We start from the raw sequence: 12695 nt of genomic DNA, 5'->3' as shown, positions 1-12695 counted from the left end.
GCAGTTACCGGCAACCTAGGGTGCGGGCGGGGGGTGCCGCAAGAGGATGCGCGTGCGGGCTTCACCCCCCGCCGGCGCATGCTAGAACGGCGCAAACCTGACGGAGACAGCCCATGACCCCTGCCGGCGCCATCCACCAAGATATCGACCCCGACGGCCTGATGGAATTTTCGGTCGTCTTTACCGACCGCAGCCTCAATCACATGTCGCAGCGCTTTCAGGCCGCGATACGCGACATCTCGGGCATGGCGCGCGAGGTCTATCGCGCCGAGGCGGTGGCGCTGATCCCCGGCGGCGGCACCTGCGCGATGGAGGCGGTCGCCCGCCAGTTCGCCCAGGGCGCCCACGCGCTGATCGTGCGCAACGGCTGGTTCAGCTACCGCTGGAGCCAGATCCTCGAGACCGGCGGAATCACCGACCAGACGACCGTCGTCATGGCGCGCCCGACCGGCAACGCGCCGCAACCGTCCTACGCCCCGCCGCCGATCAGCGAGGTCGTGGCCAAGATCCGCGAGACCCGCCCCGAGGTGGTGTTCGCCCCCCATGTCGAGACCGCCGCCGGACTGATCCTGCCCGACGATTACATCACCGAAATGGCCTCGGCCGCGCATGAGGTCGGGGCGCTGATGGTCCTCGACTGCATCGCCTCGGGGGCGATCTGGGTCGACATGCAGGCGACCGGCGTCGATGTGCTGATCTCGGCCCCGCAAAAGGGGTGGAGCGCGCCCCCCTCGGCCGGACTGGTGATGATGTCGCCCGCCGCCGTCGCGCGGCTGGAGGAGACGCAGTCGGACAGCTTCGCCCTCGATCTCAAGAAATGGCGCGCGATCATGGCGGCCTACGAGGGCGGCGGCCACGCCTATCACGCGACGCTGCCGACCGACGCGCTGATGACGCTGCGCGATGCCATGGCCGAGACGCGCGAAATGGGATTTGACGCCGCCCGCGACGCGCAATGGCGCCTTGGCCGCGAGGTGCGTGCCACCCTTGCCCAGCGCGGCGCGCCCTCGGTCGCCGCCGAGGGCTTTGCCGCCCCCGGCGTCGTCGTCAGCTACACCGCGGATCCGGAGGTCCAATCCGGCCGGGCTTTTCTGGCGGAGGGTACCCAATCGGCGGCCGGTGTGCCGTTGCAGGTCGGCGAGGGAGATTCCTTCCGTACCTTCCGGCTGGGCCTCTTCGGCCTCGACAAGCTGAAGGACGTTGATGGCACGCTGGCCCGACTGACCCCCGTGCTGGACACGGTGTTGAAGGCATAACTCGGCCCGAAACGAAAGGGGCGCGGTTGTCCGCGCCCCGCTCCGTCAGACCATGTCGAGATACAGCTCGACCGTTTCCTCGTCGCTGAGATCGGCCATGTAGTGCAGTTCCTGCCGCTTGGTCATGACGTAGTTCTCGATCAGATGCGCGGGGAAGATGCGGCGAATCTCCGGGCTGGCCTCGAAGGCATCGATCGCCTCGGCCCAACTGCCGGGCAGTTGCGCCAGACCCTTGTCATAGGCGTTGCCCTCGAACGGGGGCGGGCAGTCCGCCTGATCCTCGATCCCGTTCAGCGCAGCGCCGAGGACGGCGGCGATAGACAGGTACGGGTTCACGTCCCCGCCCGCGACCCGATGCTCGATCCGGCGGGCCTTTGGCCCGGACGAAGGAATGCGGATCGCCGCGGTCCGGTTCTCGTAGGCCCAGCCGATGCCGGTGGGGGCATGGGCGTTGGGGACCAGCCGGTCGTAGCTATTCTCGTGCGGCGCAAAAAGCAGGGTCGAGCCGGGCATCGCCGCAAGGCAGCCGCCGACCGCATCCCGCAACTTGCGCGAGCCCGTGTCGGTGCCATCGTCAAAGATGTTCGCGCCTTCGGCATCCAGCACCGAAAAATGCATGTGCATCCCGCTGCCGTTGTAGAGATGATAGGGCTTGGCCATGAAACTGCCGGCAAAGCCGAAGTTTCGCGCGAGCCCCTTGATCAGCATCTTGAAGAGCCATGTGTCATCGGCGGCCTTCAAGAGGTCTGGCTGATGCATCAGGTTGATCTCGAACTGGCCGGGCGCGGCCTCGCTGATGGCGGTGTCGGCGGGAATGTCCATCGCCTCGCAGGCGTCATAGAGCGCCGTGAAAAAGCGATCGAATGCGTCCAGCGCCCGCAGCGACAGCGTCTCGGCCCCGGTGCGGCGCTTGCCGCTGCGCGGGCTGGGCGGCACGCGCAACTGACCACCGGAATCGTCGACCAGGAAGAACTCCAGTTCGGTCGCCACCACGGGGGTCAGCCCTGCGGCGGCATAACGCTCGGCCACGCGTGCGAGGGCCTGGCGCGGGTCGCCGTCATAGGGCTGGCCGTCGGGGTGGAACATCCACAGCGGCAGAAGGCCGGTCGGGGCGTCGAGCCATGGCATCGGCATGAAGCCGCGCTCGGTGGGCAACAGCAGTCCGTCGGGATCGCCCGACTGCCACACCAGCGGGCTGTCTTCGACATCCTCGCCCCAAATGTCCATGTTGAGGACCGAGAACGGGAACTTGGTCCCTTCGGTCAACAGCTTGTCCGCAAAGCGCGCCGGAACGCGCTTGCCGCGCGCCACCCCGTTAAGGTCCGAGGCTGCCACGCGGATCGTCTTTACTTCGGGATGGTCCCGGAGCCAGTCCATGATGTCACCTGATGAGTTGGGGGCGATAGCGCAACCGCGCCCGCGCCCCCGGCAAATGGCGGTTGAGCCGCCGGTTGATCAACCCCATGACCCCAGTAAGAGCCAGGGTCACGAGGATGAAATACGCGCCCACGATCGGGTAGGCGACGAATGGGTTGAATGTCTTGTCGGCGAAATAGCTGGCATAATAAAGGGCATCGCCCTTTTGCTGGAACGCAGGGAAGCTGGAAAAGAACACCAGCGTCGTGGCGTGGGTCAGAAAGATCGCCTCGTTCGTGTAGGCGGGCCAGGCAAGGCGCATGGCGGTCGGCCAGATCACGCGCCGAAACCGGTTCCAGCCGGTCAGGCCATAGGCGTCTGCGGCCTCGACCTCGCCTTTGGGCACGTTCATCAGCGCGCCGTGAAAGATCTGCGCCGAATAGGCGGCAGTGTTCAGCATCAGGACGATCAACGCCCCGGCCCAGGCCTTGGTCAGCCAGGACGTCGCGACGGTAAAGCCAAACACCTCGATTCCTGCGCGGGGCAGGCGAACGAGAATCTCGTAGGCGAGGAAGAACTGGATGAACAGCGGCGAGCCGCGAAAGAGGAAGATGAACCCCTCTGCCGGACGGCGCAGCCACGCCGCGGGGCTGGCCTTGGCGAGGGCCAGACCGTTGGCCAGCACAAAGCCGATCAGCAGCGCGGTGATCGCGAAATAGAGGTTCCAGATCAGGCCGCTGCCGATCAGGACCACCTGCTGGCACAGGGTGAAATCACCGCGCGGCAGCGCGCGCTCGCCGATGCCGATGGCGCGCAGGCCGTAATCGGCAAGCGTGTGCAGGCACTGGTTTGCGATCATGCCGGCACCGCACGGCGCTGTGCCTCGCCGGCCAGCGTCGCCTGGCCGCGCGACAGGCGCCCGGCAAGACGCCGGATCACCCGCTCTGACAGCCAGGTCATGCCCAGGTAAAAGCAAAGGACGACGAGGAAATAATAGAGCCGCCAGTCGCCATGGGGATAGGCAAAGGCCGATGTCTTGGACCCGCCGAGGTCTCGCGCCCAATAGACGATGTCCTCGACCCCCAGCAGGAACAGCAGCGGCGTTGCCTTGATCAGGACCATCCAGAGGTTGGAAAGGCCCGGCACGGCATAGCTCCACATCTGGGGGATCAGGATGCGACGGGTGACCTGGCGATCGCTCATGCCGTAGGCCTCGGCCGTTTCCAGTTGCGCGCGGGGGACAGCCTGCATGGCGCCAAGCAGGACATTCGCCGCAAAGGCGCCGAACACCACCGCAAAGGCCGCCGCGGCGAGGCCGAAGCCGTAGACTTGGTGGATCCATTGCGGCGCGGTCGATAGTGGCATCTTGGCGGCGGCACAGACCAGAAATTCATTCCCTTGGCGGATCGGTACTGAGGGATCGCAAAGCGCCTTTGCCCGCAGCCATTCGATGCCCTGGTCGACCGCGATCGGCACGAACAGGAAAAACACGATATCCGGCACGCCGCGCACGATCAGCGCATAGCCGCGTCCCAGCCACCGCAGCGGTGCGATACGGGATCGCGCGGCCAGTGCGCCGCCAAAACCCATCATCAGCGCCAGCGGCGCGGTGATAAGGAGCAGCAGCAGCACCGTGCCGAACGAGGCATAGAACAGCAGGTTCTTGCCCGATGTGAGATAACACATCAGCCAGGCAAGGCCTTCAAGGGCCTTCGGATCGGCGCAGGTTGCGAACATCATGGCATCCCCTGCAGGCCGCCAAGGGGCGACCCGCAGGTTGGCGCTGGATCAGGTCGCCGGCGTCGCCGGCGCAGCCGGGTCCGTACCCGCCGCCGGCGCAGCCGCCGGGTCCGCAGGAGCTGCGGGGTCGGCAGGCGCCGCGGGAGCCGCCGGAGCAGCTGGGGCCGCCGGAGTGGTCGGTGCAGCTGCGTCCGCCGGGGCGGCCGGCGTTGCCGGTGCCGCAGGCGCTGCGGCATCAGCCGGCGCAGCCGGGGTCGCAGGCGTTGCTGCAGGTGCCGCCGCCGCATCGGTCGCGGCCGGGGCTTTGCCTGCCTCGGCTTCCATCGCGGCGAAGGTCATCGCCTCGGGGCCGAACCATTTGGTGATCATCTTGTCGAGCGAGCCGTCGGCCCGCATCTCGCCGATGGCCTTGTCGATGCGCTCCTTCAGGGCGGTATCGGACTGGCGCATGCCGATGCCCAAGCCTTCGCCCAGCACGACCTTGTCCTGGCCGTTGACCCAGACCAGTTCGCCCTTGGAATCGGCGACGGCGGGGGCGAGGAAGTCGCGGTCGGCGAACACGGCCTCGGCCTCCCCGTTGCGGACGGCGGCGATGGTCTCCTCGCCCGTCGCGAACTCCAGCACCTGCGCGCCGGTTTCCGGGACATGGGCGGCCTGGATGGTGTTGGTCTGGGCCGAAATCACGCCCTTGGTGACGTCGACGTCAGGCTTGAGCGCGGCATAGGCCGAGGGCGGCGGCGGGGTGTAGGGGACGCTGAACGCAATGGCCTTGCGCCGCTCGTCCGTGATGTTCATGCCGGCGATGATGGTGTCGTAGTTTCCCGACACCAGGTTCGGGATGATGCTGTCCCAGTCGTTCTTCACCCAGGTGCACTGGGCGTCGATCTTCTTGCAGATCTCGTCGCCGAGTTCGCGCTCGAAGCCGTCGACCTCGCCCTTGTCGTTGATGAAGTTGTAGGGAGGGTAGGCGCCCTCGGTCCCCATGCGGATCGTATCGGCGTGGCCGAGGCCCGCGCTCAGGGCCAGGGCGGCGGCAGCCAGCAGCAGTCGGTTCATCAGGTCTCTCCTGTCGATCAGTGCGCCATGCTGGCGCTGAGGAATTGCCGCAGCCGGTCGGTGCGCGGGGCGCCGAAAAGCTGCGCGGGCGGGCCTTCCTCTTCAATCCGCCCCTTGTGAAGGAACACTACATGGTCCGAGACGTCGGCCGCCAGCCGCATGTCATGCGTGACCAGCACCATGGTGCGGTGCTCGCCCGCGAGATCCTTGATGACCTTGACGACCTCCTGCTGCAACTCGGGGTCGAGCGCGCTAGTCGGCTCGTCAAAGAGCAGGGCGCGCGGCTGCATGCACAGGGCGCGGGCGATGGCAGCGCGCTGTTGCTGGCCGCCAGACAGCTGCGCGGGCCAGGCTTCGGCCTTGTCGCCGATGCCGACCTTATCGAGCAGGGCGCGGGCGCGAGGCTCGACCTCGGCGCGGGGCTGGCGCAGGACCGTGAGGGGTGCCTCCATCACGTTCTGCAGGACTGTCATGTGCGCCCACAGGTTGAACTGCTGGAACACCATGGAAAGGTTGGTGCGAAAGCGCGTGACCTGCGCCCTGTCGGCCGGCTGGCGGGCATGGCCGGTGCCGCGCCAGCGGACTGCCTCGCCCTCGAACATGATCTCGCCCTGCTGGCTGAATTCCAACAGGTTAAGGCAGCGCAGCAGGGTGGACTTGCCCGACCCGGACGAGCCGATCAGGCTGACGACATGGCCACGCGGCGCGGTCAGGGTGACGCCCTTGAGCACCTCGAGCGGGCCGTAGGCCTTGTGCAACTCGCGCACCTCGATCACGGGCGGGGCAGCGGTCTGGACGGCGGCCGCGGTCAGAGGGGAACCGGTGTCGGCAAGGGCGCTGGGCGAGGCAGACGTCATGATGCCGCCATGTGGTGGGATTTGGCGTCCGAATGCAACGGTTTTTGCGTGACGCTTTCGCGTCAGGAACGGTTCGGGGGCGGGTGGTCGCGCGGTGGCTGTCGCCCGCAAATATCAGCGCCCAGCGGGAAGTCGGGGAGCGCGGCGTTATTTAATTAAAATTGTTTAATGTCTGCGGCCAAGGCCAAAGACAGCTAATGAATCGCCCCGCTTAAGTCACAGCGCGAATTCGCAGTGAATTTTGCGCCAACACACGCATCCCACAAAATGTCAGACGGTCGGCCCCATCTCGGCAATCACCCTTTGCCGCGCGAGGTTGCTGTCCACATCGCTGACCCCGAGCAGACCGCTGGCGAGGCGAACCATCGCCTCCTCGTCGGCACCGCGCCCGCCGTCGGCATAGACGACTTCCCACAGAGCCGAGATGACCGTCAGGCGATCCTCGAGCAGCACGCGCTGCTTGATCGTGCGTGTAAGGCGTACGGTGTCCGGGGCCTCCGCCTCGATCATCTCGGCGGCCGCGCGGCGTTCAGCGGCCTCGTCGGGGCTCAGCCCGCGGCGACGGCCAAGAATGCGGTCGATACGCGCCCGCTCCGCGTCGGAATAACGATCATCAGCACGCGCCACGCGGATCAGCAGGGCGGCAATTGCCACTTCTGCGTCCTGACCGTTCAGGGCCGGGGCATCGTCGGATTCGGTGAAAAGGCGGGACAGGAGGTTCCGGAACATGCCGCCACGTTTAGGGATTTTACGGGCCGTTACAAGGGCAAGCCGGCGCACCCGGTTCCGACTGAACATAACCCGAAATCCATTAAATTGTCGCATTCCGGCGCGCTGCCGAATCGGCGGCGCCCGGCGGCGCCGCGCGCTAAGCCGCCTTGAAGGAGGTTTGCGATTGCGCCGCGTCGTTCAGTGCGCCCGTGATCGCCTGCATCTGCGCGGTCAGGGTCAGGATGGAATCAAGCCGGTTGTGGATCGCGGCATGAAAGCCGGAAAGCTGCTCCATGACCGAAACGAGGTCCCCGTCGCGATTGCGGTTCCGGCCGCTCTCGACTTGCCCAAGGATGCGGATCTGATCGAGACCCGACATCTGGCGCAGCAGTGCCTCGTCGTCGCGGCGCACCCCTTCAACCAAGGCGCCGAGTTCAGCAATCCCGGCCCGAGCGCGTGCCAGGCTCGACGCGGAGGTCGCGCAGAGGATGGCTGCTTCAGCATGGCCTGCGCCCTCGGGAGGTCGGCCCGCCTCGGCGCGGAGTTGCGCGCAAGCCATCTGCTGGACGCCAGCGGCTGCAGTGCGAAAGGCGGCCTCATCAAGGCGCGTCGCCATCAGCCCGGATCCCTGCGCCGCGCTGCCGGTCAGGCGATGCAATAGCCCGACGATCTCGGCCGAGGCGCGCTTGTAGCTGTCGGAAATCGCGGTGATCGGGCCGCCTGACGGCTCGATCCGCGAAGCGAGCAACCGCATGTTGGTCGGCACCAGATGCAGCGAGGTGAACAGGTCCATCAACTGCAAGTTCTCGCGCGCAAGCTGGCTCGTTGCCTCGCGCAGCCGCGCCAGTTGGGACAGGGTCGTCGCCAGTCCCTTGTCCCGTCTGTGCTCCGCTTGCGCCTGTGCCTCCGCCAGCATCGCGGCGCCCTGGAGGCTGGCGTGGGACGCAAAGCCTGCCTCAGACAGGCCCGCAAGTAGCAACGCCGAGGACTCCTGCGGCGTCGCGCCTGCCGCCTCGGCCGCGAGCATCTGCGGATAGAGCGCCGTCACCGGCCCGAACAACCCACCCTGCGGGCGCATCCGGACCGAGACATGACCGCCCGCGGCCGGCTCGATCAGGGCAAAGCACCAGTGGGATTTTCCATCTCGCGTCAGGTTTTTGACATAGGCGCCAACCGGCAGCCCGGCCTGAAGCGTCTGCCACAGCAGCCAGAACAGCCCCTTGGGCATGTCTGGATGTCGAATGATGCTGTGCGGCGCGCCGTCCAAATCACCCCGCGCATACCCCCAGAGTTCGTGGAAGACAGAATTTGCACAGGCGATCACACCGCGCGCGTCTGTGCGGGAATAGCAAAGCTCGTCAACTGCCAGTATCCGTTCACTGGCGCCCACCAAGCGATCTGTCACGACGCCCCCCTGTTCCTGACGGGCATGGTCTACCATGCCTGCCCTTAACAGCCGGTTAGCGCCGGGTCGTTTCGCCTCAGACCATCCGCTCCAGATCCTTTGCCGCGCGGACGAAATCGGCGAACAGCGGCGCGGGATCAAAGGGCTTGGACTTCAACTCGGGGTGGCTTTGCACGCCGATGAACCACGGGTGATCGCTCAACTCGACCACCTCGGGCAGGCGGCCGTCGGGCGACATTCCAGAAAACTGCATTCCGGCGGCCTCGAGCGGTTCGCGATAGCGGGTGTCGACCTCGTAGCGGTGGCGATGGCGGTCCTCGATCTCGGTTGCGCCGCCATAGACGGCGCTGACCTTGGAATCGGGCTTCAGGACCGCAGTGTATGCGCCCAGCCGCATAGTGCCGCCCTTGTCGTCAGACAGCTTGCGCTCGACCTTGTGGTTGCCCTGGATCCACTCCTTGAGGTGATAGACCACCGGGGTAAAGCGGGTATGGCCGGCCTCGTGGTCGAACTCCTCGCTGCCGGCATCCGCGATGCCGGCGAGATTGCGCGCGGCCTCGACCACCGCCATCTGCATGCCCAGACAAATACCCAGATACGGCACCTTTTTCTCGCGCGCGTATTTGGCGGCCGTGATCATCCCTTCGGTGCCGCGCTCACCAAAGCCACCTGGAACGATGATGCCGTGGTAGCCGTCGAGTTGGTGGACGCCCTCGGGGGTTTCCAGCGCTTCGGCGTCGATCCAGTCGGGGCGAACGCGAACCCGGTTGGCCATGCCACCATGGGTCAGCGCCTCCGAGATCGATTTATAGGCGTCCTCCAACTTGGTGTATTTACCAACGATCGCGACCCGGACTTCGCCCTCGGCATGGGTTAGGCGGTTCATCACGTCCTCCCACCGGGTCAGGTCGGGACGCGGCGCGGGGCTGATCTGGAAGGCGTCCAGCACCGCCCGGTCGAGGCCGGCGCGGTGATAGGCCATCGGCGCCTCGTAGATCGACTTCAGGTCATAGGCCGGGATCACGGCGTCGGGGCGGACGTTGCAGAAGAGCGCAATCTTGGCGCGCTCCTTTTCCGGAATCGGCTGCTCTGACCGGCAGACCAGCACGTCCGGCGCGATTCCGATCGAGCGCAATTCCTTGACGCTGTGCTGGGTCGGCTTGGTCTTCAACTCGCCCGAGGCAGCGAGGTAGGGCAGCAGCGTCAGGTGCATGAAGATGCATTGTCCGCGCGGGCGGTCCTGGGCGAATTGGCGGATCGCCTCGAAGAAGGGCAGGCCCTCGATGTCGCCGACGGTGCCGCCGATTTCGCACAGCATGAAATCGACCCCGTCCTCGTCGATGGAAAGGAAGTCCTTGATTTCGTTGGTGACGTGCGGAATGACCTGGATGGTCTTGCCGAGGTATTCGCCGCGGCGTTCCTTTTCCAGGACGTTGGAGTAGATGCGCCCCGAGGACACGCTGTCCGTGCGCCGCGCCGAGACGCCGGTAAAGCGTTCGTAATGGCCGAGGTCGAGGTCGGTTTCCGCCCCGTCGTCGGTGACGAACACCTCGCCATGCTCAAAGGGCGACATCGTTCCGGGATCAACGTTCAGGTAGGGGTCCAGCTTGCGCAGGCGCACGGTATAGCCGCGGGCCTGCAGCAGGGCCCCCAGCGCCGCGGAGGCGAGGCCCTTGCCAAGGGACGAAACCACGCCGCCGGTGATGAAGATATAGCGTGCCATTTGGCCCCCGTGCTGTCGTCGTTCAGGCGGAAATGCTGCGCGAATTCGCCGGCATCACGGGGGTAAAGCTATAACGTCATCCCCGCCCCGCCGCAACGGACCGCTGTTGATGGCGGGGGGCTGGGACGCCCGACCCGGTATGGCTTAATTCGTGGCGGGCGTCGCCGGGGTGACCGGGGGCGTGGCAGGCGCGGTGGCCGCCGGCGCCGGTGCGGTCGGGGGGGCAGGATCCGCCGCGGGAGCAGCCGGCGCGGCCGATTCAGAGGCTGGCGCGGTCGGAGTGACGGGCGCCGCGGGAGTGGCCGGAGCAACGGGTGCTGTCGCTGCCGGAGCAGTCGTCGCCGGGGCAGTTGCCGGGGCCGAAGGCGGCGTGATCGGCTGGCCCGCGCCGGGCGGCGGGGCATAGGTCGGCAGTTGCGGCAGGTTCGAGGCCGGCGCCTCAGTGCCAGCCGGCGCGCCGCCAAAGCGGTCGACGACCGAGCCGCCACCGGTGCCGCGCGCGGCGATGATCGTCAGCGAGATCGAGGTCACCAGAAAAGCCGCGGCCAGAAGCCAGGTCAGGCGGGTCAGGGCGTTGGCGGCCTGACGACCGGTCATGACACCGCCGCCGCCGCCGCCACCACCGACGCCGAGGCCGCCGCCTTCGGACCGCTGCAACAGCACGACGCCGATGAGCAGCGCGGCAAGGATCAGGTGCACGGTCAGGACGACGTTCTGCAAGGCGGGCCTCGTTTGCGGGACGCGCCTATCTAGGGCGGGGGTGGGGCATTGGCAAGCCGAACGGCAGGGGCTTGTGCGCGCTGGATGACCGGCGTGGTCAAGGCAAAGGCATCGACGTCGACCAGCCCCAGATCGCTGATACGCAGCTGCGGGATCACCGCCAGCGCCAGCAGGGAATGCTGCATGAAGGCGTTATTCATCGTGCAACCGCAGTCCTTCATCGCGCGGGTCATGGCCTCGGCTGCGGCGGCAACCTCGGCCGCGAGGCGATCGGACATGAGCCCGGCCACCGGCAGCGGGACCCGCGCCAGGACCTCGCCATCGCGGATGACGGCTATGCCGCCCTGCATCTCCTCGATCTCGGCCGCGGCGCGGGCCATGGCCTGCCGGCAAGTGCCGACGATCAACAGCTGGTGGCAGTCATGCGCGACGCTGGAGGCGATGGCGACCCCCTCGACATAGCCAAAGCCGCTGACAAAGCCACGGCTGATTCGCCCACTGGCCGTGTGGCGGTCCAGCACGGCGACATGGGCAATTTCACCCCCGGCCGTCACGAAACCATCACGGACCGGCAAGGTGGCGGTCAGCGCGCGGGTCGGGGCCTGGTTTTCGATCACGCCGATCACGCGCACCTCGGCCTCGGTGCCCTCGGCGGCGATTCCAAAGGCTGCTGCATCGGGCAACCTGCCCAGATTGACCGAGTTGCGTGCAGATTGGGGCCAGTCGATCCGCGGGCAGTCCACCAGCAACTGCCCGTCCTCGGCGACAAGTTGCCCCTGGGCGAACACCGCCTCGATCGGCAGTGCGGTCAGGTCCGAGGTGACGATCACGTCCGCGCGGCGACCAGGGGTCAGACTGCCCAACTCCCGCTCGAGCCCGAAGTGCTGGGCGGCGTTGAGGCTGGCCATCTGGATGGCGATCAGCGGATCGCAGCCATGGGCGATGGCGTGGCGCACGACCCGGTTCATGTGCCCCTCGTTCACCAGCGTGCCCGAATGGCTGTCGTCGGTGCAGAGGATAAACAGCCGCGGGTCCAGTCCCGAGCGGGTGATTGCCGTGATCTGCGCCTCGACGTCATACCACGCGCTGCCGAGCCGCAGCATGGCTGCCATTCCCTGGCGCACGCGGGCGACGGCCTGCGCCTCGGTGGTGGTCTCGTGATCATCGGCCGCGCCGCCGGCGGCATAAGCGTGGAACGGGCGGCCCAGGTCGGGGCTGGCATAGTGGCCGCCGACCGTCTTGCCGGCGGCGCGGGTGGCCGCGATCTCGGCCAGCATCTGTGGATCGCCCGCGGCGACGGCCGGAAAGTTCATCATCTCGCCAAGGCCGATGATCCCCTCCCAGCCCATGGCTTGGGCGACCTCGCCCTCGGTGATGATGGCGCCCGAGGTCTCCATCCCCGGGGCCGAGGGCGCGCAGGACGGCATCTGGGTGAACATGCTGATCGGCTGCAGCAGCGATTCGTCCCGCATCAGGCGCACCCCCTCCAGCCCGAGGACGTTGGCGATCTCGTGCGGGTCGTGAAAGATCGTGGTGGTGCCGTGCGGGATCACGGCGGCGGCAAAGCCGGCCGGGGTCAGCATGCCCGATTCGACATGCATGTGGGCGTCTATCAGGCCTGGGATCAGGAACCGCCCGCCGGCGTCAAACAGCTGAGTCTCCGGGCCGATGCAGGGGCCGGCGTCGGGGCCGACATAGGCGATGCGGCCGTCGGCAATGGCAATGTCGGTGGCCGGCACCAGCTCGCGCGTATGGATCGCAAGCCAGACGCCGTTGCGGATCACCAGATCGGCCGGGGCGCGGCCAGCGGCGACTTCGACCAGGCGGGGTTGGGCCTCGGGCCAGGGTTTCAGCATTTTCATGGTCCTTCC

10 protein-coding genes and 1 pseudogene are annotated in these 12695 nt (G+C 67.0%); 1 reads left to right on the top strand and 10 read right to left on the bottom strand.

The features are described from left to right. Nucleotides 1–113 precede the first annotated feature (113 nt). Entirely contained in the window at nucleotides 114–1256 is a 1143-nt protein-coding gene (locus tag DRW48_RS00525; protein WP_114074707.1) for an aminotransferase class V-fold PLP-dependent enzyme, read from the top strand. 45 nt (nucleotides 1257–1301) lie between these two features. Here the strand turns inward: DRW48_RS00525 and DRW48_RS00520 are convergent, their stop codons facing one another. The 10 genes and pseudogenes from DRW48_RS00520 to ade all read right to left on the bottom strand — a co-directional run bounded on the left by DRW48_RS00520 (nucleotide 1302) and on the right by ade (nucleotide 12680). Next, nucleotides 1302–2636, bottom strand: a complete 1335-nt coding sequence (locus DRW48_RS00520; RefSeq protein ID WP_241963423.1) for a glutamine synthetase family protein — start codon at nucleotides 2634–2636, stop codon at nucleotides 1302–1304. A gap of 1 nt (nucleotide 2637) precedes the next feature. After that, complete coding sequence (locus tag DRW48_RS00515; protein ID WP_114074705.1) at nucleotides 2638–3471, bottom strand: ABC transporter permease; 834 nt, start codon at nucleotides 3469–3471, stop codon at nucleotides 2638–2640. Further along, nucleotides 3468–4349, bottom strand: coding sequence for an ABC transporter permease subunit (locus DRW48_RS00510; RefSeq protein ID WP_114077251.1), 882 nt, complete (start codon nucleotides 4347–4349; stop codon nucleotides 3468–3470). The genes DRW48_RS00515 and DRW48_RS00510 overlap by 4 nt, the downstream gene beginning before the upstream one ends. A 333-nt stretch (nucleotides 4350–4682) precedes the next feature. Next, a pseudogene (locus tag DRW48_RS00505) lies at nucleotides 4683–5408 on the bottom strand (transporter substrate-binding domain-containing protein); the annotation flags it as partial. A 17-nt stretch (nucleotides 5409–5425) separates the two neighbouring features. After that, nucleotides 5426–6265, bottom strand: coding sequence for an ABC transporter ATP-binding protein (locus DRW48_RS00500; RefSeq protein ID WP_114074704.1), 840 nt, complete (start codon nucleotides 6263–6265; stop codon nucleotides 5426–5428). Nucleotides 6266–6535: 270 nt separating this feature from the next. Continuing rightward, entirely contained in the window at nucleotides 6536–6994 is a 459-nt protein-coding gene (locus tag DRW48_RS00495) for a tellurite resistance TerB family protein (protein WP_114074703.1), read from the bottom strand. A 139-nt stretch (nucleotides 6995–7133) separates the two neighbouring features. Next, on the bottom strand, nucleotides 7134–8417 hold the full coding sequence (locus DRW48_RS00490; protein ID WP_338418426.1) for a PAS domain-containing protein: 1284 nt from the start codon (nucleotides 8415–8417) through the stop codon (nucleotides 7134–7136). Between the two features lie 40 nt (nucleotides 8418–8457). Further along, nucleotides 8458–10104, bottom strand: coding sequence for a CTP synthase (locus DRW48_RS00485; protein WP_114074701.1), 1647 nt, complete (start codon nucleotides 10102–10104; stop codon nucleotides 8458–8460). Between the two features lie 144 nt (nucleotides 10105–10248). Then, nucleotides 10249–10824, bottom strand: coding sequence for a preprotein translocase subunit SecG (gene secG / locus DRW48_RS00480; RefSeq protein WP_114074700.1), 576 nt, complete (start codon nucleotides 10822–10824; stop codon nucleotides 10249–10251). 29 nt (nucleotides 10825–10853) lie between these two features. Next, on the bottom strand, nucleotides 10854–12680 hold the full coding sequence (ade, locus tag DRW48_RS00475) for an adenine deaminase (RefSeq protein ID WP_114074699.1): 1827 nt from the start codon (nucleotides 12678–12680) through the stop codon (nucleotides 10854–10856). Nucleotides 12681–12695: the final 15 nt, after the last annotated feature.

This window comes from Paracoccus suum (genome assembly GCF_003324675.1).
In the GTDB taxonomy this organism is placed as follows: Bacteria; Pseudomonadota; Alphaproteobacteria; order Rhodobacterales; family Rhodobacteraceae; genus Paracoccus; species Paracoccus suum.
Note: the sequence above shows the minus strand (reverse complement) of the source record. Positions and strands in the feature narration are given on the sequence as shown.

Bases quoted from the DNA above. Each gene is read 5' to 3' on its own strand.
- ade (WP_114074699.1), bottom strand. From the start codon at position 12,680: ATGCTGAAACCCTGGCCCGAGGCCCAACCCCGCCTGGTCGAAGTCGCC.
- DRW48_RS00495 (WP_114074703.1), bottom strand. From the start codon at position 6,994: ATGTTCCGGAACCTCCTGTCCCGCCTTTTCACCGAATCCGACGATGCC.
- DRW48_RS00515 (WP_114074705.1), bottom strand. From the start codon at position 3,471: ATGATCGCAAACCAGTGCCTGCACACGCTTGCCGATTACGGCCTGCGC.
- DRW48_RS00510 (WP_114077251.1), bottom strand. From the start codon at position 4,349: ATGTTCGCAACCTGCGCCGATCCGAAGGCCCTTGAAGGCCTTGCCTGG.
- DRW48_RS00490 (WP_338418426.1), bottom strand. From the start codon at position 8,417: ATGGTAGACCATGCCCGTCAGGAACAGGGGGGCGTCGTGACAGATCGC.
- DRW48_RS00485 (WP_114074701.1), bottom strand. From the start codon at position 10,104: ATGGCACGCTATATCTTCATCACCGGCGGCGTGGTTTCGTCCCTTGGC.
- DRW48_RS00500 (WP_114074704.1), bottom strand. From the start codon at position 6,265: ATGACGTCTGCCTCGCCCAGCGCCCTTGCCGACACCGGTTCCCCTCTG.
- DRW48_RS00525 (WP_114074707.1), top strand. From the start codon at position 114: ATGACCCCTGCCGGCGCCATCCACCAAGATATCGACCCCGACGGCCTG.